Source organism: Kluyvera georgiana, assembly GCF_050990895.1.
Classification (GTDB): domain Bacteria; phylum Pseudomonadota; class Gammaproteobacteria; order Enterobacterales; family Enterobacteriaceae; genus Kluyvera; species Kluyvera georgiana.
Window position 1 is genome coordinate 3,466,437 of sequence record NZ_CP158865.1, and the last position, 25,661, is coordinate 3,492,097.

Below are 25,661 nucleotides of genomic sequence, written 5' to 3' on the forward strand. Positions count from 1 at the left end.
AACAACGACTACTTACGCACTACGTTGCAGCAGCATCGACTTAATATGGCCGATGGCGCGCGTCGGGTTCAGCCCCTTAGGACATACACTGACGCAGTTCATGATGCTATGGCAGCGGAATACGCTGAAAGCGTCACTTAATCCTTCCAGACGGCTGTCGGTTTCGGTATCGCGGCTGTCAATCAGGAAACGATACGCGGCCAACAGGCCTGCCGGGCCGATAAACTTGTCCGGATTCCACCAGAACGACGGACAAGAGGTTGAACAACATGCGCAGAGAATACACTCGTACAGACCGTCGAGCTTCTCACGCTGCTCCGGCATCTGCAGATGCTCACGAGCCGGAGGATTTTGCCCATTATTCAATAAGTAAGGCTTAATCTTCTCATATTGTGCATAGAATTGCCCCATGTCTACCACCAAATCGCGGATCACCGGCAGACCTGGCAGAGGACGGATAACAATTTTCTTGCCCGGCTGATTCAGCGCGGAGATCGGCGTGATACACGCCAGACCGTTTTTACCGTTCATGTTCAGACCGTCGGAACCGCATACCCCTTCACGGCAGGAGCGGCGGAACGACAGAGACGGATCTTTTTCTTTCAGCTGGATTAACGCATCCAGCAGCATCATATCGCGACCTTCTTCCGCTTCCAGGGTGTAATCCTGCATGCGCGGAGCATCGTCTACGTCCGGGTTATAACGATAAACTGAAAACTCGAGTTTCATTTTCCTGTCTCCGCATTAATAAGTACGAATCTTCGGCGGGAATGCCGGACGCAGTTTCGGTTCCATATTGACGCTACGACGCGTCATAGACTCCGACTCTGGCAGATACAGGGAATGGCACAGCCAGTTTTCATCATCACGCTCCGGGAAGTCGAAGCGGCTATGCGCGCCACGGCTCTCGGTACGGAAGTTGGCGGACATCGCGGTGGCGAAAGCCGTTTCCATCAGGTTATCCAGTTCCAGGCACTCAACGCGCTGGGTGTTGAACTCGCTGGAGGTATCATCCAGACGGGCATTTTTCAGGCGCTCGCGGATGGCTTTCAGCTGTTCAAGGCCTTTGGCCATCGCATCACCTTCACGGAATACCGAGAAGTTGTGCTGCATACATTCCTGCAGCGCTTTGCGAATTTCGACCGGGTCTTCACCGTTACGGTTACCGTTCCAACGGTTCAGGCGTTCCAGAGAAGCGTCAATCTCTTCTTCGGTAGCGTCACGCAGTACGCCCTGCTCCGCGATAGATTCCTGCAGATGCAGACCCACCGCACGACCAAACACCACCAGATCCAGCAGCGAGTTACCGCCCAGACGGTTGGCACCGTGTACCGATACGCAGGCGATTTCACCAACCGCGAACAGGCCAGGAATCACCACGTCTTCGCCCTGCTCGTTCACGGTCAACGCCTGGCCGCTCACTTTGGTTGGAATACCGCCCATCATGTAGTGGCAGGTTGGGATAACCGGAATCGGTTCTTTAACCGGATCAACGTGCGCGAAGGTACGAGACAGTTCCAGGATACCCGGCAGACGGGATTCCAGCACTTCTTTACCCAGGTGATCCAGCTTCAGTTTAGCGTGTGGGCCCCACGGGCCGTCACAGCCGCGGCCTTCACGGATTTCGATCATGATGGAACGCGCCACCACGTCACGACCCGCAAGGTCTTTCGCGTTCGGCGCATAACGCTCCATGAAGCGCTCGCCGTGTTTGTTCAGCAGGTAACCACCTTCACCACGGCAGCCTTCGGTGACCAGCACGCCCGCGCCGGCGATACCGGTCGGGTGGAACTGCCACATTTCCATATCCTGCACCGGAACGCCGGCACGGATAGCCATACCCACGCCGTCACCGGTATTAATGTGGGCGTTGGTGGTTGACTGGTAAATACGGCCTGCGCCGCCGGTTGCCAGCACGGTTGCGCGGGCTTTGAAGTACACCACTTCACCGGTTTCGATACACAGCGCGGTACAACCGACGATGGCGCCATCGGCGTTTTTCACCAAGTCCAGCGCGTACCACTCGGAGAAAATCGTGGTGTGGTTTTTCAAATTCTGTTGATACAGCGTGTGCAGTAGAGCGTGACCGGTACGGTCAGCCGCCGCCGCGGTACGTGCCGCCTGCTCGCCGCCGAAGTTCTTCGACTGGCCGCCAAACGGACGTTGGTAGATGGTCCCATTCTCCAGACGAGAGAACGGCAGGCCCATATGATCCAGCTCCAGAATCGCTTCCGGGCCGGTCTTACACATATATTCAATCGCGTCCTGGTCACCAATATAGTCCGACCCTTTTACGGTGTCGTACATGTGCCATTCCCAGTTATCTTCATGGGTATTACCGAGCGCCACGGTGATGCCACCCTGCGCGGATACGGTATGGGAACGGGTTGGGAACACTTTAGACAGCAGCGCACAAGTCTGGCCGCTCTGGGAAATTTGCAGCGCCGCGCGCATACCTGCGCCACCGGCACCAATCACTACAGCATCAAATTCTCTGACTGGCAGTTTCATCACACACCCCACACCACAACAAATCCATAGATAACGTAAACCAGCAGCGCAACAACAATTACCAGTTGCAGCGTCAGGCGCAGAGCCAGCGGTTTAACGTAGTCGGTCAACACCTGCCACATGCCGATCCAGGCATGAATCAAGATTGAGAACAGAGCCAGCAGGGTGAACACTTTAGTGAACGCAGAGGCAAAGAAACCGCTCCAGATTTCCCAGGTCACTTCACCGTGCGTCGCAAAAAAGCCCACCATGTAGATGATGTACAGAGTCAGGACAATGGCGGTGGCGCGGACGAGGATGAAGTCATGTACGCCGTTGCGTCCTAATGCTGAGGCGTTGCTTACCATACGAGGACTCCTGCAAGAATTGAAAGCACGACTGTAATAACGAAAGAAATTTTGGCAGAGCGCTGACCGGCTTCGAGGGTTTCTTCGATATAACCGAAATCCATTAACACGTGACGGATACCCACAACGGCGTGGTAGGCCAGCGCAGTGAGGATGCCCCACATAATGAATTTAACGAAGAAACTGCTCATGATGGAGGAAGCGGTCAGGAAGCCTTCCGGGGAGGAGAGACTGGTGCCCAGCAGCCATAGCAGAATGCCCACCGCCACAAACGTAATCACGCCGGAAACGCGATGAAGAATGGACGCTATCGCTGTTATAGGGAACCGGATTGTTGTCAAATCCAGATTGACAGGTCTTTGTTTTTTCACATTTCTTATCATGAATAACGCCCACATGCTGTTCTTATTATTTCCTTCCTCCGGTCTGCAGGCGGGTCAAGCAGCGTCCTTTCTATAACTTCGCGTCATGGTTAAATCTGCTTCCAGATGCTAAAACGACGCGCTACAACGCTGGGTGGCTCGGGATTGCAGGGAGTTCCGGAGACCTGGCGGCAGTATAGGCCGTTCACAAAATCATTACAATTAACCTACATATAGTTTGTCTGGTTTTATGCAGAACAGTGATCACGCTCACGATTAAAACAATTTTTTAAAAATTAATCACGTGATTTGACAAATATTAAACATTATTGTTACAACCATCACCTGTAAAAGCATATAATGCTCAAAAGTTATGGGGGCACTCTTTCACCTGATAATAAGTTATGTAACAGTGTGATTGGGTTGACCTGGCCTGGCTGTAACGTTATTAGTGTTTGTTCAGGTTTGAATCATTGGATTGCTAAGACCCTGATTTGCTGTTGTTTCACTGTAGATTAGACGTGCACCGTCAAGCGCCCTTGCTCTGTACCCTTGCTTTATCTCTACAGCAGAGCCGTGAGCCAAATAACAAACTGGCACCGTCGAAATATTTTTTGAATTGCAAATCCGGCATCCGGCAGTCTTAAGCAAAAAGGCGCTAAGGAGACCGTAAATGGCTGATACAAAGGCAAAAATCACTCTATCCGGTGATACTGCTATTGAACTTGATGTGCTGAAAGGCACGCTCGGTCAGGATGTTATTGATATCCGTACTCTCGGTTCAAAAGGCATTTTTACTTTTGACCCTGGTTTTACCTCTACCGCATCTTGCGAGTCTAAGATTACTTTTATTGATGGCGACGAAGGGATCCTGCTGCACCGCGGCTTCCCAATCGATCAGTTAGCCACCGAATCTAATTACCTCGAAGTTTGCTACATTCTGCTGTACGGCGAAAAACCGAGCCAGGCCGAATTCGACGAGTTCACCACTACCGTCACTCGCCACACCATGATTCACGAGCAGATCACCCGTCTGTTCCACGCGTTCCGCCGCGACTCTCACCCGATGGCGGTGATGTGCGGGATTACCGGCGCGCTGGCGGCGTTCTATCACGACTCTCTGGACGTGAATAACCCGCGTCATCGTGAAATCGCCGCATTCCGTCTGCTGTCCAAAATGCCGACCATGGCGGCCATGTGTTACAAATATTCGATTGGCCAGCCGTTCATTTATCCGCGTAACGACCTCTCCTATGCCGGTAACTTCCTGCGTATGATGTTCGCAACGCCGTGTGAAGATTACGAAGTGAACCCGGTGCTGGAACGTGCGATGGACCGTATCTTGATCCTGCACGCTGACCACGAACAGAACGCTTCTACCTCCACCGTGCGTACCGCAGGCTCCAGCGGGGCCAACCCGTTTGCCTGTATCGCGGCCGGTATTGCTTCCCTGTGGGGGCCGGCACACGGCGGCGCCAACGAAGCCGCGCTGAAAATGCTGGAAGAAATCAGCTCCGTTGAGCACATTCCAGAATTCGTGCGTCGCGCGAAAGACAAGAATGACTCTTTCCGTCTGATGGGCTTCGGCCACCGCGTATACAAAAACTACGATCCGCGTGCGACCGTCATGCGCGAAACCTGCCACGAAGTGCTGAAAGAGCTGGGTACCAAAGATGATCTGCTGGAAGTGGCGATGGAGCTGGAGCACATCGCGCTTAACGACCCGTACTTCATCGAGAAGAAACTGTACCCGAACGTCGATTTCTACTCCGGTATCATCCTGAAAGCGATGGGCATTCCGTCCTCCATGTTCACCGTGATCTTCGCGATGGCGCGCACCATCGGCTGGATTGCTCACTGGAACGAAATGCACACCGACGGCATGAAAATCGCGCGTCCGCGTCAGCTGTACACCGGCTACGAGCAGCGCGACTTCAAATCAGACCTCAAGAAGTAATCGAGGGTTTGAGTGTAAAAAAGCGCCTGCGGGCGCTTTTTTTATGGCAGTAACTCCGAAGCCGCTTGCCCATCCCGTAGGCCTGATAAGCAAAGCGCCATCAGGCAATATCAGCGCACATTGCCGGATGGCGGCTACGCCTTATCCGGCCTACTCAACACTGGCACCCCGGACACCAATAAAACGGCCTTGAGGACAGCATCGTCTTCTTAATCACCCCACCGCAGCGCTCGCACGCTTCGCCATCGCGATGAAACACCTTAAAACGGAACAACGCGCCGTGGTGCTTGTTATCATCCACCTGCCCGCGCGTGTTGTAGGAGAGTCGAGGAATATCGAGCAGCGCATGCGACAATGCTCCGAGCTGCTGTTCATCAAGCTGCGAAGCTTTATGGTTCCCGGTTAACCCCACCTGCCAGAGGATCTCAACCCGCAGATAGTTACCAAGCCCCGCGAGAAACGCCTGGTCCAACAACAGGCCGGAGAACTGGCGATTGCGGAATTTTGCCGACAGCAGCCGCGTTTTTACCGCCTCCGGCGTTAAGGTCATATCAAGTACATCGGGCCCAACGCGCAGCAAAAACGGATGCGTTTTTAACGTTTCCGCCGTCAGCATTTCAATATCGGAAGCGCTGTACAGCAGGATGGCTTTATCCTCCGTTTGTAGCTTCACGCGCAGCATTCGCGTGGTCTGTGGTATTTCGCCGGCCTTCACCACCCGCCATACGCCGTACAGCTGATTATGACTGTAGAGCGTCAGACCGCCTGAAAAATGCGTTAACAGCGCCTTACCGCGTGTTTCTACGCGCATGACGTGTTGCCCAACCAGCTCCGCCGCGTAGGGCGCGAGTTCGGGGAATGCAAACCAGACCTCGGTTAATGTTTTATCTTTTATCGCCGCTTCGAGGCTATCCGCCGCGCGACGGATCTCTGGACCTTCAGGCATGCCCTATCCTTCTGCTAAACCAACATGCAAATATCGTGAGCGCCCTGCTCCGTCGACGCAAGCAGCAATTTCAGCTCCTCAGGAGGCGTAAGGCGGAAAGCCATAATGACGAAACGGCGATGCCTCGTCTTCCAGAAGAAGTCTGGCCCCCAGAATGCGCTCTTTCGCCACCAGACGGGATAGTAAACTACCCGGCATATTTTTTAGCCCGCAGTCCCACTCCAGATACATCATCAGATATGACGCGGTTAGCTGCTCCCAGGATGAATATTGTTGCTGAATCAACCCTCCGATAATATTTAAAAATGACCTTGCCTCCAGCTCATCAATATATCCCACCGAAAAACCAATTCGCGCCAGCCAGGAGGCTCTGACTAAATCGTATCCGGTAATAGAGCAAGCATCAACATTCTGAAAAGGCAGCCCCTGTTTTTGCAAAAAGGCGATATACCGCTCTTTTGCAGCTATATTTTTCATCGTAATATCCGCACGCGATGTCGCGCGGGTAATTAACTGGCATAATGCTTTACGTAATGCCCGGTCACCGTCAATATTCCACGCGCAGCTCATTAATAAGCGGGCTTCTTTAATGTCGTCTTCGTTACTCAGATCAAGCTGCTCAAGCGAATTCACATAGCTAATGGAAGCATGATGGACGGACGTCTCACCAATCAAATAGAGCGCCTCTGCGCAGGCTGCATGCCTTTCATTGTCGGTTCTGAGGGGGTATGCGGGATTCGCATTATACAGTTTGCCGATGGCAAACTCCGGCATCTTTTTCTTTGCATGAGCGTTCATAAAATAGCGCGCTATCGCCAGAAGTAACCATGCCATAAGCAGCCCGTTGACGATAAGGTAGAGCGATTTACCTTCAGCCAAAGTTAACTGTCGCTCGATCGTTTCACATGCCAGCAACGCGATAAGTGGGGTCGCTATTTTAAATGCCATTTTACCATCCCTGGATACGTTATCAGACACAAAATATAAGCGAAACCTCAGACCCAGCACCACTCCCGAAGGTTAATCACGGTCCAAATCAGAATAAATAAATAATGAAGTTCTTATATTCAGAATTGAAACATTTAAATTACGAATGAAAAAACGGTACAGCCAAATACTGTACCGATTTTATAGCTCAAAAATAGGATTAGCTACCGAGGCTTAACATGCTCACGACATCAGGCCGGGTTCGGAATGTCCACAAACGAGACATCCAGATCGGTAGTCTCATGGAGCCATTCACTCAGCGCACGGATCCCACCGCGTTCGGTGGCATGATGCCCTGCAGCATAGAAATGTAGCCCCTGTTCACGCGCCGAATGGATAGTCTGTTCCGAGACTTCGCCAGTAATAAATGCGTCGACGCCAAAGCGCGCCGCGCTATCGATAAAGCCCTGGCCGCCGCCTGTACACCAGGCCACGCGCGAGACTTTATCCGGCCCGGTATCACCGCTCCACAGCGGTTTACGCCCCAGACGCGCTTCGATCCAGGAGGCCAGCTCAAGACCGGACACCGGCATCGACAATTCACCCCACGGCACCAGCGGTTCGATTTCTCCCAGGACGTTTATCCCCAACAACTGTGCCAGCTGGATGTTGTTGCCCAGCTCCGGATGCGCATCCAGCGGCAGGTGCCAACCGTAGAGATTAATGTCATTTGTCAGCAGCGCCTTCAGGCGATTGCGTTTCATGCCGCGCACGACCGGCGACTCACCCTTCCAGAAATAGCCGTGATGGACAATCACCGCGTCGGCCTGCTGGCGAATGGCTTCGTCGATCAGCGCCTGGCTGGCAGTGACGCCAGTAATAATCTTCTGCACCGTTTCACGCCCCTCAACCTGCAGGCCGTTAGGCGCGTAATCGCTAAAGGCGGCACTATTGAGTTTCTCGTTAATCAGTTGTTCTAGCTCGGTATTTTTCATCGTCGCTCCCTTAGCCGTTGATGCTGTTAAGCAGAATAAAATAGCGCCCTCGTGCGGCGACGTCGATACACAATTCCTTACCTCTGCCGCATGACCGCTTAACTACGCGAAAAAAATGCGTAAATAACACGATATGTCTGTTTTTATGTGACAGACTTCATGTATATTTATGCAACCATACCGCATATTACAAAGATAATACGCTTTTCTACGTATTATTACATAAATGAAACAAAGCCTTACGCAGCATGCCGTTGCCGGGTTTCGAGGTCAAATGTGCAATGAATAAATCACAATCGCAGCCTAAGGCGATTTACTACGTCGTCGCTCTGCAAATCTGGGAATACTTCAGCTTCTATGGCATGCGCGCGCTGCTGATTCTGTATCTCACCAACCAGCTGAAATACAACGACACCCACGCCTACGAACTGTTCAGCGCCTATTGTTCGCTCGTATACGTCACGCCCATCCTCGGTGGCTATCTGGCGGATAAAGTGCTCGGCAACCGCGTGGCGGTCATGCTCGGCGCACTGCTGATGGTCGTCGGCCATATGGTGCTTGGCGCCAGCGAAATCGCGCCGATGTTCCTCTACCTGTCGCTGGCAATTATCGTCTGCGGCTATGGGCTGTTTAAGTCCAACGTCAGCTGCCTGCTGGGCGAACTGTACGAACCGGCCGATCCACGTCGCGACGGCGGCTTCTCGCTGATGTACGCAGCGGGTAACGTCGGTTCGATCATCGCGCCCATCGCCTGCGGTTTCGCGCAAGAGCAGTATAGCTGGGCGATGGGCTTTACGCTGGCAGCCGTCGGCATGCTGGCCGGGCTGGTCATCTTCATCAGCGGTCGTCGCCATTTTGCCCACACCCGTGGGGTAAACAAAGAGGTGCTGTGCGCCCGCAATTTCCTGCTGCCGAACTGGGGCTGGTTGCTGGTGCTGCTGGTGGTTGCGCCGCTGTTTATCACCGTCCTGTTCTGGCAGGAGTGGTCGGTGTACGCGTTGATTGCCGCATCGGTAATTGGCCTGGTGGTGCTGGCGAAAATTTATCGCCGTGCGGAAACCGCCGAGCAGCGTAAAGATCTCCGTCTGATTGTGGTTCTGACTTTCTTCAGCCTGCTGTTCTGGGCCTTTGCCCAGCAGGGCGGCAGTTCAATCAGTCTGTATATCGACCGTTTTGTAAACCGTGACGTGCTGGGCTATGAAGTGCCTACCGCCATGTTCCAGTCGGTCAACGCCTTTGCGGTCATGCTGTGCGGCGTGGTGCTGGCGTGGCTGATTAAAGAACAGGTCACCAATAACCGCGATCTGCGCATCTGGGGCAAATACGCGCTGGGTCTGGGTCTGATGAGCGCGGGGTTCTGTATTCTGACCCTGAGCGCCCGCTGGTCAGCCACCTACGGCCACTCCTCCATGCCGCTGATGCTGCTGGGGCTGTCGGTGATGGGCTTTGCCGAACTGTTTATCGACCCTGTCGCCATGTCGCAAATCACCCGTATCCAGATTCCGGGCGTCACCGGCGTGCTGACCGGTATCTACATGCTGCTTTCCGGCGCGGTAGCAAACTACGTTGCGGGTATTATTGCCGACCAGACGTCGCAGGCATCGTTTGATTCAGCGGGCGCGGCGGACTACTCGATTAACGCCTACATCGACGTGTTCAGCCAAATCACCTGGGGCGCGCTGGCCTGCGTTGGCGTAGTGCTGGTTATCTGGCTGTATCACACGGTGAAAGTGCGTAGCCGTCGCCTCGCGGTTGACGTCTAACCCACTCTGACGAGGCCTGAATATTCAGGCCTCGCTCTTTTTCGCCGCTTCATAAGCGGCTAACGTCGCCACCCTCGCCTGCGCGTGATCGACTATCGGCCGCGGATACGCCAGCGTGCGCCCCTGTTTATCTGCCCATTCCCAAGGCTGATGAATCGCCTTCTCGGGTACTGCCGCCAGTTCCGGCAGCCAGCGGCGAATAAATTCACCGCTTTTATCAAAACGCTCCCCCTGAGTGGTCGGATTGAAAATGCGAAAATAAGGCGCGGCGTCCGTACCGGTTGACGCGGCCCACTGCCAGCCGCCGTTGTTCGCGGCCAGACAGCCATCCACCAGCTGCGACATAAAATAACGCTCACCCTCTCGCCAATCGATCAGTAGATCTTTTACCAGGAAACTGGCGACGATCATTCTCAGGCGATTATGCATCCAGCCGGTTTCATTAAGCTGGCGCATCGCAGCATCGACAATCGGGTAGCCGGTCTCGCCTTTCTGCCAGGCAATAAGCGCCTTCTGCGCCGGGTTCCAGCGCACGCGATCGGTCCACGCGATAAACGGCCTGTGCTTGCATAAGGCCGGGTAGTAAGAGAGCAGATGGCGGTAAAACTCGCGCCAGATAAGCTCATTCAGCCAGACGCTCCCCGCGCCGCCGTTAAGCGCCTCGGGCTGTTCTGCCAACAGGCGATGCAGACACTGGCGCGGCGAAAGCACGCCGACGGCGAGGCAGGCCGACAAACGGCTGGTCCCCTCAATAGCCGGGAAATCGCGCTGGGTTTCGTAATCCGCCGCCTGCTGCTGGCAAAAATGGCGCAACTGCTGAATGGCCGCCTTTTCATCGGCGGGAAACAGCGCCGCGTCGAACGGCTGCTGAGGATAGGTAAAGTTGAGCGTTTCCACTGCCGTCACCATGGGCGCATCGCGTCGCTCCGGCGCGCGGACACACTCCGGCATATGCGCCTGCAGGCGACGTAACCAGGCATTTTTATACGGTGTAAACACTTTGTACATTTCCTGGCTACCGGTCATGACCGCGCCGGGCGCCAGGATCACGCTGTCATCAAATCCCTGGCAAACCGTGTTGGTAAGCCGGCGTTCTACGGCGGCGTCACGCTGGCGCTCGTTAAATTCATACTGATAGTTGTAAAAAAGATGCGTCACACCGTGAGATTGGCAAACGTCGTGCACCACCTCGACGCTGGCCGCAAAATCGGCGACTTCATGAAACACCAGCGGGATATTTTTCTCCGCCAGCGACTGGCGGAGCGCGTTCAACTGCGCGGCGATATAGGCCGCCTGACGGGGAGCCATGGCATGCTCGGCCCACTGCTGTGGCGTGGCGATATACAATGCCAGCACCTGCGCACGCGGATTGCGGCAGGCGGCGGCAAGAGCGAGGTTATCATGCAGGCGTAAATCAGCGCGGAACCAGACCAGATGAGTGGACATAAAAACCCTGAATATATTTAACTAATACATTCATATTACACCAATTATTTTACAACACGCGGCTGGCCGGGCAGTACAAAGCGAAAAAAAACCGCCCCATATAGCAGGAGCGGTTTGTCTCGTTCATTTACGCCACAACATTAATAAAAATCGCAGGCGGCCTCTTCAGCTTGTTCCATCCATACCGGTTTCTCACTGGTTTTCGACCAGACGCGGTGCAGATAGCTATAGAAACGGGCGCGGTCTTTCCAGAACAGCATCACCGGCAGCGCAACAATCCCCGCCACCACGGCGAAAATACGGCGCATTAATATGATGTGTGCAGGATATTTTTTATACAGTTCCATATTCTCTCCCCTAAGTTGGCCGGCAACGCTCGCCGGAAAATGAAGCTCAGTAATCTGACTAAAAGAGTACCGCTTTTTGTGTAATTTTACTACTCATCCGACCACTAATTTAAGGTCGTTTTAGCTTTATTTACATTCAAACCGTAATTCAGTTACACGATTGTTAAATTAATACTAACCATTAGTTAAATTGTGGTCTTATCCATTTTTATACTTTTTTTACACCTCGCCCAGCGATTTTTGCGAAATCTTTGCACCCAAAATCCTACGCTTACCGGCATAACTCAACCATCCGGAGGTGGATTGTGACTACAGGCGTAATAGCCGGCGTGGTGCTGGTGTTCCTGTTACTGGCGTATCTGGTTTATGCCCTTTTGAAGGCGGAGGCGCTGTGATGGCTGCTCAGGGATTTTTACTCATTGCCAGCTTCCTGCTGGTGCTGTTTATTCTCGCTCGCCCACTCGGCAAAATGCTGGCGACAATGATCGGCAACGTGCCGCTGCCGGGCCTGGCGCGTGTGGAAAACGGGCTGTGGCGCGTACTCGGGATTTCCGGTCAGGAGATGAGCTGGGGGCGTTATGCTATCGCTATTTTGCTGCTCAACCTGTGCGGCCTGTCGGTCCTGTTCGCAATGCTGATGCTACAAGGCTATCTGCCGCTGAACCCGCAGCAGTTACCGGGACTCTCCTGGCATCTGGCGCTCAATACCGCCGTCAGCTTTGTCAGTAATACCAACTGGCAATCCTACAGCGGCGAAACAACCCTGAGCTACTTTAGCCAGATGGCTGGGCTGACGGTGCAGAACTTCCTCTCTGCGGCCACCGGTATTGCCGTGCTGTTTGCGCTGGTGCGCGCTTTTGCTCGTCACAACGTCAGCACGCTGGGCAACGCATGGGTCGATATCACCCGCATTACCCTGTGGCTGCTGCTGCCGATTTCGCTGGTCCTGGCCCTGTTCTTTATTCAGCAAGGCGCGTTGCAGAACCTCCTGCCCTATCAGCCCTTTACCACGCTGGAAGGCGCGCATCAGCTTCTGCCAATGGGGCCAGTCGCCTCGCAGGAGGCGATCAAAATGCTGGGTACCAACGGCGGCGGTTTCTTTAACGCCAACTCCTCACATCCGTTTGAGAACCCCACTGCGTTGACCAACTTCGTGCAGATGCTGGCGATCTTCCTGATCCCGGCGGCGCTGTGCTTCGCCTTCGGCGAGGCGGTGAGCGATAACCGTCAGGGCCGGGCGATCTTATGGGCCATGACGATCATCTTCGTGGTCTGCGTGGCGGTGGTGATGTGGGCGGAAACTCGCGGTAACCCGCATCTGCTGGCCTTTGGCGCGGACAGCAGCATCAACATGGAAGGGAAAGAGAGCCGCTTCGGCATTCTCGCCAGCAGCCTGTACGCGGTGGTGACCACGGCAGCCTCCTGCGGGGCGGTTAACGCCATGCATGACTCCTTTACCGCGCTGGGCGGCATGATCCCGCTTTGGCTGATGCAGATTGGCGAAGTGGTCTTCGGCGGCGTCGGATCGGGCCTGTACGGCATGCTGCTGTTCGTGCTGCTGGCCGTGTTTATCGCCGGGCTGATGATTGGCCGTACGCCAGAATATCTCGGTAAAAAAATCGACGTGCCGGAGATGAAAATGACGGCGTTAGCGATTCTGGTCACCCCAACGCTGGTGTTGCTGGGTACGGCGCTGGCGATGATGACCGACGCTGGCCGCAGCGCGATGGCCAACCCCGGCTCACACGGTTTTAGCGAAGTGCTGTATGCCGTCTCTTCCGCCGCCAACAACAACGGTAGCGCCTTCGCCGGCCTGAGCGCCAATACGCCGTTCTGGAACTGCCTGCTGGCGGTGTGCATGTTCGTCGGCCGCTTCGGCGTCATCATCCCGGTGATGGCGATTGCCGGTTCTCTGGTGAATAAAAAGATCCAGCCCGCGACGCCGGGGACGCTTGCCACGCACGACGCACTGTTTATTGGCCTGCTGATTGGCACCGTGCTGCTGGTTGGCGCCCTGACCTTTATTCCCGCTCTGGCGATTGGCCCGGTAGCGGAACATCTTTCCCTGTTTTGAGTGATGCGGAGCTATTGGTTATGAGTCGTAAACAACTGGGTCTGTTTGAACCGTCGCTGGTTCGCCAGGCGCTGATCGACGCCGTGAAGAAACTCAGCCCTACCGTTCAGTGGCGCAATCCGGTGATGTTTATCGTCTGGATTGGCAGCGTGCTGACCAGCGTGCTGGCCGTTGCCATGGCCGTTGGCGCTCTGCCGGGTAACGTGGGTTTCAGCAGCGCTATCGCGCTGTGGCTGTGGTTTACCGTACTGTTCGCCAACTTTGCCGAAGCCATGGCGGAGGGCCGCAGCAAGGCGCAGGCCAACAGCCTCAAAGGGGTAAAGAAAACCGCTTTTGCCCGCAAACTGCGCGAAGCCCGCTACGGTGCGGAAATGGACCATATTCCGGCCGATGACCTGCGCAAAGGCGACGTGGTGCTGGTGGAAGCCGGCGACATTATCCCCTGTGATGGCGAAGTGATCGAGGGCGGCGCGTCGGTGGATGAAAGCGCTATTACCGGGGAATCCGCGCCGGTCATTCGTGAATCCGGCGGCGACTTCGCCTCGGTAACCGGCGGGACGCGCATACTCTCCGACTGGCTGGTGGTCCGCTGTAGCGTTAACCCGGGTGAGACCTTCCTCGACCGCATGATCGCCATGGTCGAAGGCGCCCAGCGACGTAAAACGCCAAATGAAATCGCGCTGACGATTCTGCTGGTGGCGCTAACCATTGTCTTCTTGCTGGCAACGGCGACCATCTGGCCGTTTTCCGCCTGGAGCGGCGCGCCCATTAGCGTCACCGTCCTGGTCGCCCTGCTGGTGTGCCTGATTCCCACCACCATCGGCGGCCTGCTGTCGGCCATCGGCGTGGCGGGGATGAGCCGCATGCTCGGCGCAAACGTGATTGCTACCAGCGGCCGTGCGGTAGAAGCGGCGGGCGATGTTGACGTGCTGCTGCTGGATAAGACCGGCACCATTACCCTGGGAAACCGTCAGGCCTCGCAGTTCCTGCCGGCTCAGGGTGTGGACGAGAAAACGCTGGCCGATGCCGCGCAGCTCTCGTCACTTGCCGATGAAACGCCGGAAGGCCGCAGCATCGTGGTGCTGGCAAAGCAGCGCTTTAACCTGCGCGAACGTGACGTCCAGGCGCTACACGCCACCTTCGTGCCGTTTACCGCCCAAAGCCGAATGAGCGGAATTAATATTGACAACCGCATGATCCGTAAAGGTTCGGTCGATGCTATTCGCCGCCATATTGAGAGCAACGGCGGTCATTTCCCGCTGGATGTCGAGCAAAAGGTCGAAAGTGTTGCCAGTCTGGGCGCCACGCCGCTGGTGGTGGCCGAAGGCGCGCGGGTGCTTGGGGTCATCGCGCTGAAAGATATCGTCAAAGGCGGCATTAAAGAGCGCTTTGCCCAGCTGCGCAAAATGGGCATTAAAACGGTAATGATCACCGGCGACAACCGGCTGACCGCCGCCGCCATCGCTGCCGAAGCGGGCGTTGATGACTTCCTCGCGGAAGCCACGCCGGAAGCCAAACTGGCGCTAATACGCCAGTATCAGTCCGAAGGCCGGATGGTGGCGATGACCGGCGACGGTACCAACGACGCTCCCGCGCTGGCACAGGCCGACGTAGCGGTCGCGATGAACTCCGGTACGCAGGCGGCGAAAGAAGCGGGCAACATGGTGGATCTGGACTCTAACCCGACCAAGCTGATTGAGGTGGTGCATATCGGTAAACAGATGCTGATGACGCGCGGCTCGCTGACCACGTTCAGTATCGCTAACGACGTGGCGAAATATTTCGCCATTATCCCGGCAGCCTTTGCCGCCACCTGGCCGCAGCTGGGCGTGCTCAACATTATGCATCTGCATTCACCGAACTCGGCCATTCTCAGCGCGGTGATTTTTAACGCGCTAATCATCGTCTTCCTGCTGCCTCTGGCGCTGAAAGGCGTGAGCTACCGACCGCTGTCGGCATCGGCGATGCTGCGCCGCAACCTGTGGATTTACGGCGCGGGCGGGCTGGTGGTGCCGTTTATCGGTATTAAAGTGATTGATTTACTGTTAACCCTGCTGGGTCTGGTGTGAGGAAATAACCATGTCTGCATTACGTCCTGCCATTGTCATTTTTCTATTCCTGGCGGTCATTACCGGTGGCGTCTATCCGCTGCTGACCACCGCGCTGGGGCAGTGGTTGTTCCATACTCAGGCTAACGGTTCGCTGATTTTTGAAAACCATGAAATTCGCGGATCGCAGCTTATCGGCCAGAATTTTAGCGATCCTGGCTATTTCCAGGGGCGTCCATCCGCCACCGCCGACGCGCCGGATAACCCAATGGCCTCCGGCGGCAGCAACCTGGCGGGCAGCAACCCGGCGCTGGATAAGCTGTTTACGGACCGCATTGCCGCGCTTCGCGCCGCTAACCCGGACGCCAACCGCACGGTACCGGTTGAGCTGGTAGCCGCTTCCGCCAGCGGTCTGGATGCCAACCTGTCCCCTGCCGCCGCGCTGTGGCAGGTGCCACGTATCGCCAAAGCGCGCGGACTCTCGCCGCAATGGTTAACGCAACAGGTGCAGGCGGCAACCCATACGCCGCTGCTCGGCTTTCTCGGCCAACCTGTGGTAAATATTATTGAGTTGAATATGGCGCTGGATGCCCACAAGGATAATTGATGATGACCGACGAGCCGCTGCGTCCGAACCCGGATCGCCTGCTGGAACAAACCGCCGACGCGCACCGCGGAAAGCTGAAGATATTCTTCGGCGCCTGCGCCGGGGTAGGTAAAACCTGGGCGATGCTGGCAGAGGCGCAGCGGCTGCGTGCGCAGGGGTTAGACGTGCTGGCGGGCGTGGTAGAAACGCATGGCCGCAAAGAGACCGCTGCAATGCTGAATGGCCTGAGCATTTTGCCGCCAAAGCGTACCGCTTACCGCGGCCGCTACGTGACGGAGTTCGACCTGGATGCCGCCCTCGCGCGTCGCCCGGCGCTGGTGTTAATGGACGAACTGGCCCACAGCAACGCGCCCGGCTCCCGCCATCCCAAACGCTGGCAGGACATCGACGAACTGCTGGAGGCGGGCATCGACGTTTTCACCACCGTCAACGTCCAGCATCTGGAGAGCCTGAACGATGTCGTCAGCGGCGTCACCGGCATTCAGGTGCGGGAAACCGTGCCCGATCCCTTTTTTGACGCTGCTGATGAAGTGGTACTGGTGGATCTGCCGCCGGACGACCTCCGTCAGCGCCTGAACGAAGGCAAAGTTTATCTGGCCGGCCAGGCCGAACGCGCGATCGAGAATTTCTTTCGCAAAGGTAACCTGATCGCCCTGCGCGAACTGGCCCTGCGCCGTACCGCCGAGCGTGTGGACGATCAAATGCGCGCCTGGCGAGACGGTCAGGGGCAGGAAAAAGTGTGGCATACCCAGGACGCGATCCTGCTGTGTATTGGCCATCATGCCGGTAGCGAAAAGCTGGTGCGCACCGCCGCGCGTCTGGCCGCCCGTCTGGGCAGCGTCTGGCACGCCGTTTACGTTGAAACCCCTACGCTACACCGTCTGCCCGAACCGCAGCGCCGCGCCATTCTTAACGCACTGCGACTGGCGCAGGAGCTGGGCGCAGAGACCGCGACGCTGTCGGATCCGTCCGAGGAAGCGGCGGTGATCCGCTATGCCCGCGAACACAATCTGGGCAAAATTGTCATTGGCCGTCAGCAGAAGCGTCGCTGGTGGCGCGGTGAGCGCTTCGGCGACCGGCTGACTCGCCACGCGCCGGAACTGGACCTGCTGGTGATAGGCGTTGATGAGCCCCCCCTGCCGCTGCCCGAGCGCTCAAGCGACCGCCGCCCGTTTATCGACAAATGGCGCGTGCAGATCCGGGGCTGCCTGGTGGCGCTCGCGCTGTGCGCCGCCATTACGCTGGTTGCCGCTCAGTGGCTAATGACGTTTGACGCCGCCAACCTGGTCATGCTCTATCTGCTGGGGGTGGTGATCGTCGCGTTGTTCTATGGCCGCTGGCCGTCGGTGCTGGCAACGGTGATCAACGTGGTCAGTTTTGATCTCTTCTTTATTGCTCCACGCGGCACGCTCGCCGTCTCCGACGTCCAGTACCTGCTCACCTTCGGCGTGATGCTCACCGTCGGCCTGGTCATCGGTAATCTGACCGCTGGCGTACGCTATCAGGCGCGTGTGGCCCGCTATCGCGAACAACGAACGCGTCACCTGTATGAAATGTCGAAAACACTCGCGGTGGGCCGCAACGCCCACGATATCGCCCTCACCTGCGAGCAATATATTCGCTCGACCTTCCACGCCCGCAGCCAGGTGCTGCTGCCGGACGAAAACGGGAAGCTGGCGGCGCTGAATCATCAGGAAGGCATGACGCCCTGGGATGAAGCCATCGCCCACTGGAGTTTTGACAAAGGGCTGCCCGCCGGAGCGGGAACCGACACGCTACCCGGCGTCCCCTATCTGATTCTGCCGCTGCGCAGCGCGGATAAAACCCACGGACTGGTCGTCGTCGAGCCCAATAATCTGCGTCAGTTGATGGTACCGGAGCAGCAGCGGCTGCTGGAAACCTTTACCCTGCTGGTCTCCAGCGCACTGGAGCGGCTGGCGCTGACGGCAAGCGAAGAGCAATCAAGGCTTATCAGCGAACGCGAAAGCCTGCGTAACTCGCTGCTCGCCGCGCTGTCGCACGACCTGCGCACACCGCTGACCGTACTGTTCGGCCAGGCCGAAATTCTGACGCTCGATCTCGCCAGCAGCGGTTCGCCCTACGCGCCACAGGCGAACGAAATTCGCCAGCACGTGCTCAACACCACACGTCTGGTAAACAATCTGCTGGATATGGCGCGGATTCAGTCCGGTGGCTTTAACCTTAATAAAGAGTGGCTGACGCTTGAAGAGGTGATAGGCAGCGCGCTGCGTACGCTGGAGCCCACGCTTGGCGGGCGGCAAATCACCCTCGCCTTGCCCGATCCGCTGATGCTGGTGCACCTCGACGGTCCGCTGTTTGAGCGAGTGCTTAACAACCTGCTGGAAAACGCCGTGAAGTATGCGGGCAGCGAGGCACAAATCGGTATTCGCGCGGCGACGGAAAATAACCACCTGCTGTTGGACGTTTGGGACAGTGGGCCCGGCATTCCTGGCGGACAGGAGCAGCATATCTTTGCCAAATTTGCCCGCGGCCACAAAGAGTCGGCGATTCCCGGCGTGGGGCTAGGGCTGGCCATTTGTCAGGCTATCGTCGAAATTCACGGCGGGACGCTCTCTGTCAGTAACCGCCCGGAAGGTGGCGCCTGTTTTCGTGTTACACTTCCACTGGAAAAACCGCCTGAACTTGAAGAGGGATACGAAGAGCTGTGACCAGCGTTCTGATTGTTGAAGACGAACACGCCATTCGCCGTTTTCTGCGTACCGCGCTGGAAGCCGAAGACCTGCGCGTTTTTGATGCCGAAACCCTCCAGCGCGGGTTACTGGAAGCGGCGACGCGTAAACCAGATCTGGTAATCCTCGATCTCGGCCTACCTGACGGCGATGGTCTCGATTTTATTCGCGATATCCGCCAGTGGAGCCCGGTGCCGATTATTGTGCTGTCGGCGCGCAGTGAAGAGAGTGACAAGATAGCGGCGCTGGACGCCGGTGCCGACGATTATCTGAGTAAACCGTTTGGTATCGGCGAGCTACAGGCGCGCTTACGCGTCGCACTACGTCGCCATGCCGGTGCCCAGCCCAATGAACCCGTCGTCTCCTTTGCGAATATCACCGTGGACCTCGCCTCACGGCGAATTACCCGTGGCAGCGAAGAAATTCATCTCACCCCGATTGAATTCCGCCTGCTGGCTGTACTGCTGAATAACGCCGGTAAAGTGCTCACCCAACGCCAGCTCCTCAGTCAGGTATGGGGGCCCAATGCCGTAGAGCATAGTCACTATTTGCGCATTTATATGGGACATCTTCGCCAGAAGCTGGAAATAGATCCCGCGCGTCCTCAGCATTTATTAACCGAAACTGGAATTGGCTATCGCTTTATGTTGTGAATAGTTATTCATAATTACAACATAGCCGATTTTTTATTTTAGCCAGAAATAACTAAATCTTAAAAAATTAAAATACAGTTTTAAAGCCCATCCAAAAATATATTCAATACAATTCATTTACATTACTTAAACAATCCAGAATTTTATCCTGACTTGCAGCTCATCAATAATGAATAATTTTATAAATGATCTTCTATTGTTGATCATTCTCACAGTTTTAAGTCTATCCGGAGATAAAATGACCTCGCTTTAGGATATTCATCTGAGGTATACGAAATGGAAAACAATAACCGATTAATGCCCCACATACGGCGGACAACGCATATTATGATGTTTGCCCACCGTAATAGTTTCGACTTTCACTTCTTTAACGCCCGATAAGTCTCCCGACTTCGGGTGCCTCGCAGTTATTTCTTGCTAATACAGGCCTTTGCCTGCTGCCTGCACTCGCTCTGACAAACCTGTTTCTGCCGGCCACCGGACCGGTTGGGTTTGCCACATTCTGAAAAAAGCAATGTCCTGATTTAATCATCAGCGGGATCGTATTGCTTTTTATCCGGCGATATCAATTTCTCCATCGAGAAATTGAGGGACTACTATTATCTAAAATAACGAGTCGAAAAAATGTCTGAATTAAAAATTGCCGTAAGCCGTTCATGCCCTGACTGCTTTACTACCCAGCGTAGTATTATCAATACCTGCGATACCCACTTTATTGATGTCGCGGCGGCCGTATTATCTATTGAAGATGTGGAATGCGGTAAACTCGATGAAATAGATGCGACGGGTTATAACCTGCCGGTATTTATTGCTATTAATAAAGATCAGATCGTTCCGGCTGAATATCTTGCCCGCATTCAAGGGGTATTCGAGCACGATGAAACCCGCAACGATTTCTATGGACGCCAGCTGGAGGCCGCCGCCCACAAGTACGAAGTCAACCTGCGCCCGCCATTCTTCAGTGCGCTGGTGGATTATGTCGCCCAAGGCAACAGTGCCTTTGATTGCCCGGGACATCAGGGCGGTGAATTCTTCCGTCGCCATCCGGCAGGGAACCAGTTTGTCGAGTATTTTGGCGAAACGCTTTTCCGCTCCGACCTGTGCAACGCCGACGTGGCAATGGGTGACCTGTTAATTCACGAAGGCGCGCCGTGCATCGCTCAGCAGCACGCGGCAAAAGTGTTTAACGCCGACAAAACCTACTTCGTGCTCAACGGCACCTCCTCCTCCAACAAAGTGGTGCTCAACGCGCTGCTGACTCCGGGGGATTTAGTGCTGTTCGACCGTAACAACCACAAATCCAACCACCACGGCGCGCTGTTGCAGGCTGGTGCCACACCGGTCTACCTGGAAACCGCACGTAACCCGTACGGCTTTATCGGCGGCATCGACGCCCACTGCTTCGAAGAAGGCTATCTGCGTGAGTTGGTGGCAGAAGTGGCGCCAAACCGCGCACGTAACGAACGCCCATTCCGTCTGGCGGTCATCCAGCTTGGCACCTACGACGGCACGATTTATAACGCCCGTCAGGTGGTGGATAAAATCGGTCACCTGTGCGACTACATCCTGTTCGACTCCGCATGGGTAGGCTACGAACAGTTCATTCCGATGATGGCCGACTGCTCGCCGCTACTGCTGGAGCTGAATGAAAACGACCCGGGAATTCTGGTGACCCAGTCGGTGCATAAACAGCAGGCCGGTTTCTCGCAGACTTCACAGATCCATAAAAAAGATAGTCATATCAAAGGTCAACAGCGTTATGTCCCGCATAAACGCCTCAACAATGCCTTTATGATGCACGCGTCCACCAGCCCGTTCTACCCGCTGTTTGCCGCACTGGACGTCAACGCGCGGATGCACGAAGGGCAAGCGGGCCGCAATATGTGGATGGACTGCGTCTCTAACGGCATCGAAGCGCGTAAGCTGATTCTGGATAACTGCCACCACATTCGTCCGTTTGTGCCCGCCGAGATTGACGGTAAACCGTGGCAATCCTGGCCGACCGAACAGATTGCCAACGACCTGCGATTCTTCCACTTCGTGCCGGGCGAACGCTGGCACGGCTTTGAAGGCTACGCGGAGCATCAGTACTTCGTTGACCCGTGCAAACTGCTGCTGACTACCCCAGGCATCGACGCTAATGGCGAGTACGACACCTTTGGCGTGCCGGCCACCATTCTGGCCAACTACCTGCGTGAACACGGTGTAGTACCGGAAAAATGCGACCTGAACTCAATCCTTTTCCTGCTCACCCCGGCAGAAGATATGGCCAAGCTGCAACAGTTGGTCGCGCTGCTGGTGCGCTTCGAAACGCTGCTGGAATCTGACGCGCCGCTGCAAGAGGTGCTGCCGTCGCTCTACGGTCAGCATAAAGAGCGTTACGCCGGTTACACCCTGCGCCAGCTGTGCCAGGAAATGCATAACCTGTATGCCCGCCATAACGTCAAACAGCTGCAAAAAGAGATGTTCCGCAAATCACACTTCCCGCGCGTCAGCATGAACCCGCAGGAGGCGAACTTTGCCTACATCCGCGGCGAGGTCGATCTGGTACCGCTGTCAATGGCGGAAGGCAAAATCGCCGCCGAAGGCGCCCTGCCGTATCCTCCTGGCGTGCTGTGCGTTGTCCCCGGTGAAATCTGGGGGGATTCCGTTCTGCGCTACTTCAAAGCGCTGGAAGAAGGCATCAACCTGCTGCCTGGCTTTGCGCCAGAACTGCAAGGGGTTTACATCCAGGAACACGACGGTCGCAAAGAAGTGTGGTGCAACGTGATTAAACCTCAGCAGCCGCTGCCAGCGCTGCTGAAAGGGGAGAAATTATGAGCAAAGCCAACAACAAAATGGGGGTTGTTCAGCTCACCATCCTGACGATGGTGAACATGATGGGCTCCGGTATCATCATGCTGCCCACCAAGCTCGCTGAAGTCGGCACCATTTCCATTATCTCGTGGCTGGTCACCGCCGTTGGTTCGATGGCGCTGGCCTGGGCCTTCGCAAAGTGCGGGATGTTCAGCAAGAAATCCGGCGGCATGGGCGGCTATGCGGAGTATGCCTTTGGTAAGTCGGGCAACTTTATGGCCAACTATACCTACGGGGTATCGCTGCTGATTGCCAACGTCGCTATCGCGATTTCGGCGGTGGGTTATGGCACCGAGCTTTTCGGTGCCGCACTGAGCCCCGTGCAAATTGGGCTCGCCACCATCGGCGTGCTGTGGATCTGTACCGTGGCCAACTTCGGCGGCGCGCGCATTACCGGACAGATCAGCAGCATTACCGTGTGGGGGGTCATTATTCCGGTCGTGGGTTTGTGTGTGATTGGCTGGTTCTGGTTCAGCCCGACGATGTACGTCGAGTCCTGGAACCCGCATCACGTGCCGTTCTTTAGCGCGGTCGGTTCATCCATCGCCATGACGCTGTGGGCCTTCCTCGGTCTGGAATCCGCCTGCGCCAACGCTGAAGTGGTGGAAAACCCGGAACGTAACGTACCGATCGCCGTGCTCGGCGGGACGCTGGGGGCGGCGGTGATTTACATCGTTTCCACCAACGTGATTGCCGGGATTGTGCCGAATATGGACCTGGCTAATTCAACCGCCCCGTTCGGCCTGGCCTTCGCGCAAATGTTCACGCCGGAAGTCGGTAAAGTGATCATGGCGCTGATGGTCATGTCCTGCTGCGGCTCGCTGCTCGGCTGGCAGTTCACTATCGCCCAGGTATTCAAATCCTCGGCGGATGAAGGCTACTTCCCGAAAGTGTTCTCTCAGGTTAGCAAGGCGGATGCGCCAGTTAAGGGGATGCTGGTGATCGTGGTGATTCAGTCCGGGCTGTCGCTGATGACCATCAGCCCGTCGCTGAATAATCAATTCAACGTGCTGGTGAACCTGGCGGTAGTGACCAACATTATTCCGTACATCCTGTCGATGGCGGCGCTGGTCATTATCCAGCGTATGGCTAACGTGCCGATGAACAAAGCGCGCATCGCTAACTTCGTGGCCTTTATTGGTGCAATGTACAGCTTCTATGCGCTCTACTCTTCCGGTGAAGAAGCGATGCTGTACGGTTCCATCGTGACGTTCCTCGGCTGGACGCTGTACGGGCTGGTCTCACCGCGGTTTGAATTGAAGAATAAACACGGTTAAGTCTGTGCCGGTGTTGCCGGATGGCGCTTCGCTTATCCGGCCTACAACTACCACGATTATTGGTTGTGTGTAGCCCGGGAAAGGCATATATGCCGGCCCCGGAGCAGCACGGAGCCGATAAAAAAGGGAGCCATTTGGCTCCCTTTTTCTTACCCGTGCAATCAGGCGTTTTTCAGCACTTCGCTAACAATCTCTACCGCTTCTTTCTCAATCTGCTGACGATGCTCAGCGCCGAGGAAGCTTTCGCAGTAAATTTTGTACGCATCTTCCGTACCGGACGGACGCGCAGCAAACCAGCCGTTATCGGTCATCACCTTCAGACCACCGATAGATGCGCCGTTACCCGGTGCAGCGGTCAGGCGCGCGGTAATCGGGTCACCGGCCAGGGTACTGGCGCTGACCATCTCAGGAGAGAGCTTAGACAGCGCCGCTTTCTGTGCGGAAGTCGCGCTCGCCTGCAGACGGTTATAGCTTGGCGCGCCGAAACGTGCCGCCAGCTCGTTGTAGTGTTCCTGCGGGTTCTTACCGGTGACGGCGGTGATTTCTGCCGCCAGCAGGCACATGATGATCCCGTCTTTATCGGTCGACCACGGCGTACCGTCGAAGCGCAGGAAGGAAGCGCCCGCGCTCTCTTCACCGCCAAAGCCAAAGCTACCGTCGAACAGGCCATCAACAAACCATTTAAAGCCGACCGGCACTTCCACCAGCTTACGGCCCAGGTCATTCACCACGCGGTCAATCATTGCGGAAGAGACCAGGGTTTTACCCACGGCAACCTCTTTACCCCACTGCGGACGGTGCTGGAACAGGTAGTTGATCGCTACCGCCAGATAATGGTTCGGGTTCATCAGCCCGGCCGGGGTGACGATACCGTGACGGTCGTAGTCAGGATCGTTGGCAAATGCCAGATCGAACTTATCACGCAGCGCCAGCAGGCCCGCCATCGCGCACTCGGAGGAGCAGTCCATACGGATTGCGCCATCTTTATCGAGGTGCATGAAGCGGAAAGTCTGGTCAACGTGATCGTTAACGATGGTCAGGTTCAGGTTGTAGTGCTTAGCGATACGTTTCCAGTATTCGATACCGGAGCCGCCCAGCGGATCAACGCCCAGCGTCAGACCGGCTTTCTGGATCGCCGCCATATCGACGATATCCGCCAGCCCTTCAATGAACGGCTGCACCAGATCCACTTCCTTCACATGACCCGAGGCCAGCGCCGCATCGTAAGAGATGCGCTTCACGCCGTTCAGATCGGCAGACAACAGCGCGTTAGCGCGGTCTTCAACCACTTTGGTGACGTTGGTATCAGCCGGGCCGCCGTTTGGCGGGTTGTACTTGATACCGCCGTCTTCCGGCGGGTTGTGGGACGGCGTAATCACAATGCCATCGGCCAGCGGGCCGCCTTTCTTGTTGTGCACCAGGATAGCGTTGGAAACCGCCGGGGTCGGCGTGAAGCCATTGTTTTCCTGCACAATCACATCAACGCCATTCGCCGCTAACACTTCAAGCACGGAGATGAACGCAGGCTCAGAAAGCGCGTGCGTATCTTTTCCGACGTAGCATGGGCCCGAAATTCCGTTTTTCGCGCGCTCTTCAGCAATCGCCTGAGCAATGGCCAAAATATGCTTTTCATTGAAGCTGTGACGACCTGCGCTACCGCGGTGACCGGAAGTCCCGAATTTCACCGCGTGTTCCGCATTGCTCACGTCCGGCTGCAGCACGTAGTACTGGGCCGTCAGTTGAGCGACGTTGATCAAATCACTCTGCTGTGCGGGTTGACCCGCACGGGTATGGTTTGCCATTGCCTGGTCCTTCTTATGCAAGGGTTAGATTG

21 protein-coding genes are annotated in these 25,661 nt (G+C 55.9%); 11 read left to right on the forward strand and 10 right to left on the reverse strand.

Translation table 11 applies throughout. The features are described 5' to 3' along the window. Window positions 1-12: 12 nt before the first annotated feature. The 4 genes from sdhB to sdhC are packed head-to-tail and all read right to left on the reverse strand — an operon-like array spanning window position 13 to window position 3,256. Window positions 13-729 carry a succinate dehydrogenase iron-sulfur subunit SdhB gene (gene sdhB, locus ABTW00_RS16555; RefSeq protein WP_064548333.1) on the reverse strand — a complete coding sequence of 239 codons (717 nt, stop codon included), beginning with the start codon at window positions 727-729 and terminating at the stop codon, window positions 13-15. A 15-nt stretch (window positions 730-744) separates the two neighbouring features. Next, window positions 745-2,511: a succinate dehydrogenase flavoprotein subunit gene (gene sdhA / locus ABTW00_RS16560; protein WP_064548330.1), complete on the reverse strand. Its 1,767-nt coding sequence runs from the start codon at window positions 2,509-2,511 to the stop codon at window positions 745-747. Further along, window positions 2,511-2,858 (reverse strand): succinate dehydrogenase membrane anchor subunit, encoded by a 348-nt coding sequence (gene sdhD, locus ABTW00_RS16565; protein ID WP_064548328.1) that lies wholly within the window; start codon window positions 2,856-2,858, stop codon window positions 2,511-2,513. Before sdhD ends, sdhA begins: the two co-directional genes overlap by 1 nt. Next, on the reverse strand, window positions 2,852-3,256 hold the full coding sequence (gene sdhC / locus ABTW00_RS16570) for a succinate dehydrogenase cytochrome b556 subunit (protein ID WP_035892718.1): 405 nt from the start codon (window positions 3,254-3,256) through the stop codon (window positions 2,852-2,854). Before sdhC ends, sdhD begins: the two co-directional genes overlap by 7 nt. Before the next feature lie 637 nt (window positions 3,257-3,893). Here sdhC and gltA point away from each other — a divergent pair. After that, window positions 3,894-5,177 carry a citrate synthase gene (gltA, locus tag ABTW00_RS16575; RefSeq protein WP_064548326.1) on the forward strand — a complete coding sequence of 428 codons (1,284 nt, stop codon included), beginning with the start codon at window positions 3,894-3,896 and terminating at the stop codon, window positions 5,175-5,177. Between the two features lie 154 nt (window positions 5,178-5,331). On the opposite strand, the gene nei is transcribed toward gltA, so the two are convergent. The 3 genes from nei to ABTW00_RS16590 form a co-directional block, all read right to left on the reverse strand. Beyond that, a complete protein-coding gene (nei, locus tag ABTW00_RS16580) occupies window positions 5,332-6,123 on the reverse strand; it encodes an endonuclease VIII (RefSeq protein ID WP_064548324.1) in 792 nt (263 codons plus the stop codon). A gap of 78 nt (window positions 6,124-6,201) precedes the next feature. Then, window positions 6,202-7,071, reverse strand: coding sequence for a DUF1266 domain-containing protein (locus ABTW00_RS16585; RefSeq protein ID WP_064548322.1), 870 nt, complete (start codon window positions 7,069-7,071; stop codon window positions 6,202-6,204). A 230-nt stretch (window positions 7,072-7,301) separates the two neighbouring features. Continuing rightward, on the reverse strand, window positions 7,302-8,045 hold the full coding sequence (locus tag ABTW00_RS16590) for a type 2 GTP cyclohydrolase I (RefSeq protein WP_064548320.1): 744 nt from the start codon (window positions 8,043-8,045) through the stop codon (window positions 7,302-7,304). Window positions 8,046-8,326: 281 nt separating this feature from the next. On the opposite strand from ABTW00_RS16590, the gene dtpD reads away from it, so the two are divergent. Then, the gene (gene dtpD / locus ABTW00_RS16595; protein ID WP_064548415.1) at window positions 8,327-9,808 is read left to right on the forward strand and encodes a dipeptide permease DtpD; all 1,482 of its coding nucleotides are present in this window, start codon (window positions 8,327-8,329) and stop codon (window positions 9,806-9,808) included. Between the two features lie 24 nt (window positions 9,809-9,832). On the opposite strand, the gene phrB is transcribed toward dtpD, so the two are convergent. Beyond that, window positions 9,833-11,254: a deoxyribodipyrimidine photo-lyase gene (phrB, locus tag ABTW00_RS16600; protein WP_433636376.1), complete on the reverse strand. Its 1,422-nt coding sequence runs from the start codon at window positions 11,252-11,254 to the stop codon at window positions 9,833-9,835. Between the two features lie 140 nt (window positions 11,255-11,394). Next, complete coding sequence (locus ABTW00_RS16605; RefSeq protein ID WP_064548316.1) at window positions 11,395-11,601, reverse strand: YbfA family protein; 207 nt, start codon at window positions 11,599-11,601, stop codon at window positions 11,395-11,397. Window positions 11,602-11,906: 305 nt separating this feature from the next. On the opposite strand from ABTW00_RS16605, the gene kdpF reads away from it, so the two are divergent. From kdpF to potE, 9 genes are all read left to right on the forward strand, one after another. Continuing rightward, complete coding sequence (kdpF, locus tag ABTW00_RS16610; RefSeq protein ID WP_077625464.1) at window positions 11,907-11,996, forward strand: K(+)-transporting ATPase subunit F; 90 nt, start codon at window positions 11,907-11,909, stop codon at window positions 11,994-11,996. Then, window positions 11,996-13,675 (forward strand): potassium-transporting ATPase subunit KdpA, encoded by a 1,680-nt coding sequence (kdpA, locus tag ABTW00_RS16615; protein WP_433636379.1) that lies wholly within the window; start codon window positions 11,996-11,998, stop codon window positions 13,673-13,675. The genes kdpF and kdpA overlap by 1 nt, the downstream gene beginning before the upstream one ends. Before the next feature lie 20 nt (window positions 13,676-13,695). Further along, window positions 13,696-15,744: a potassium-transporting ATPase subunit KdpB gene (gene kdpB, locus ABTW00_RS16620; protein ID WP_433636381.1), complete on the forward strand. Its 2,049-nt coding sequence runs from the start codon at window positions 13,696-13,698 to the stop codon at window positions 15,742-15,744. A gap of 10 nt (window positions 15,745-15,754) precedes the next feature. Continuing rightward, window positions 15,755-16,330, forward strand: coding sequence for a potassium-transporting ATPase subunit KdpC (kdpC, locus tag ABTW00_RS16625; protein WP_433636383.1), 576 nt, complete (start codon window positions 15,755-15,757; stop codon window positions 16,328-16,330). Between the two features lie 2 nt (window positions 16,331-16,332). Next, a complete protein-coding gene (kdpD, locus tag ABTW00_RS16630) occupies window positions 16,333-19,020 on the forward strand; it encodes a two-component system sensor histidine kinase KdpD (RefSeq protein WP_065355724.1) in 2,688 nt (895 codons plus the stop codon). Then, complete coding sequence (kdpE, locus tag ABTW00_RS16635; protein WP_064548309.1) at window positions 19,017-19,694, forward strand: two-component system response regulator KdpE; 678 nt, start codon at window positions 19,017-19,019, stop codon at window positions 19,692-19,694. The genes kdpD and kdpE overlap by 4 nt, the downstream gene beginning before the upstream one ends. A 276-nt stretch (window positions 19,695-19,970) precedes the next feature. Then, the gene (gene speFL / locus ABTW00_RS16640) at window positions 19,971-20,075 is read left to right on the forward strand and encodes a leader peptide SpeFL (protein ID WP_106875989.1); all 105 of its coding nucleotides are present in this window, start codon (window positions 19,971-19,973) and stop codon (window positions 20,073-20,075) included. Between the two features lie 243 nt (window positions 20,076-20,318). After that, window positions 20,319-22,514, forward strand: coding sequence for an ornithine decarboxylase SpeF (gene speF, locus ABTW00_RS16645; protein ID WP_271447865.1), 2,196 nt, complete (start codon window positions 20,319-20,321; stop codon window positions 22,512-22,514). Next, window positions 22,511-23,827, forward strand: a complete 1,317-nt coding sequence (potE, locus tag ABTW00_RS16650; RefSeq protein WP_065355532.1) for a putrescine-ornithine antiporter — start codon at window positions 22,511-22,513, stop codon at window positions 23,825-23,827. The genes speF and potE overlap by 4 nt, the downstream gene beginning before the upstream one ends. Window positions 23,828-23,988: 161 nt before the next feature. On the opposite strand, the gene pgm is transcribed toward potE, so the two are convergent. Then, window positions 23,989-25,629 (reverse strand): phosphoglucomutase (alpha-D-glucose-1,6-bisphosphate-dependent), encoded by a 1,641-nt coding sequence (gene pgm, locus ABTW00_RS16655; protein WP_433636387.1) that lies wholly within the window; start codon window positions 25,627-25,629, stop codon window positions 23,989-23,991. Window positions 25,630-25,661: the final 32 nt, after the last annotated feature.

Coding starts and splice junctions, on each gene's coding strand:
- sdhD (WP_064548328.1), bottom strand. CDS start 2,858: ATGGTAAGCAACGCCTCAGCATTAGGACGCAACGGCGTACATGACTTC.
- dtpD (WP_064548415.1), top strand. CDS start 8,327: ATGAATAAATCACAATCGCAGCCTAAGGCGATTTACTACGTCGTCGCT.
- kdpC (WP_433636383.1), top strand. CDS start 15,755: ATGTCTGCATTACGTCCTGCCATTGTCATTTTTCTATTCCTGGCGGTC.
- sdhB (WP_064548333.1), bottom strand. CDS start 729: ATGAAACTCGAGTTTTCAGTTTATCGTTATAACCCGGACGTAGACGAT.
- phrB (WP_433636376.1), bottom strand. CDS start 11,254: ATGTCCACTCATCTGGTCTGGTTCCGCGCTGATTTACGCCTGCATGAT.
- speFL (WP_106875989.1), top strand. CDS start 19,971: ATGGAAAACAATAACCGATTAATGCCCCACATACGGCGGACAACGCAT.
- pgm (WP_433636387.1), bottom strand. CDS start 25,629: ATGGCAAACCATACCCGTGCGGGTCAACCCGCACAGCAGAGTGATTTG.
- sdhC (WP_035892718.1), bottom strand. CDS start 3,256: ATGTGGGCGTTATTCATGATAAGAAATGTGAAAAAACAAAGACCTGTC.
- speF (WP_271447865.1), top strand. CDS start 20,319: ATGTCTGAATTAAAAATTGCCGTAAGCCGTTCATGCCCTGACTGCTTT.
- kdpB (WP_433636381.1), top strand. CDS start 13,696: ATGAGTCGTAAACAACTGGGTCTGTTTGAACCGTCGCTGGTTCGCCAG.
- ABTW00_RS16605 (WP_064548316.1), bottom strand. CDS start 11,601: ATGGAACTGTATAAAAAATATCCTGCACACATCATATTAATGCGCCGT.
- kdpA (WP_433636379.1), top strand. CDS start 11,996: ATGGCTGCTCAGGGATTTTTACTCATTGCCAGCTTCCTGCTGGTGCTG.
- ABTW00_RS16590 (WP_064548320.1), bottom strand. CDS start 8,045: ATGAAAAATACCGAGCTAGAACAACTGATTAACGAGAAACTCAATAGT.
- nei (WP_064548324.1), bottom strand. CDS start 6,123: ATGCCTGAAGGTCCAGAGATCCGTCGCGCGGCGGATAGCCTCGAAGCG.
- sdhA (WP_064548330.1), bottom strand. CDS start 2,511: ATGAAACTGCCAGTCAGAGAATTTGATGCTGTAGTGATTGGTGCCGGT.
- kdpD (WP_065355724.1), top strand. CDS start 16,333: ATGACCGACGAGCCGCTGCGTCCGAACCCGGATCGCCTGCTGGAACAA.
- gltA (WP_064548326.1), top strand. CDS start 3,894: ATGGCTGATACAAAGGCAAAAATCACTCTATCCGGTGATACTGCTATT.
- potE (WP_065355532.1), top strand. CDS start 22,511: ATGAGCAAAGCCAACAACAAAATGGGGGTTGTTCAGCTCACCATCCTG.
- ABTW00_RS16585 (WP_064548322.1), bottom strand. CDS start 7,071: ATGGCATTTAAAATAGCGACCCCACTTATCGCGTTGCTGGCATGTGAA.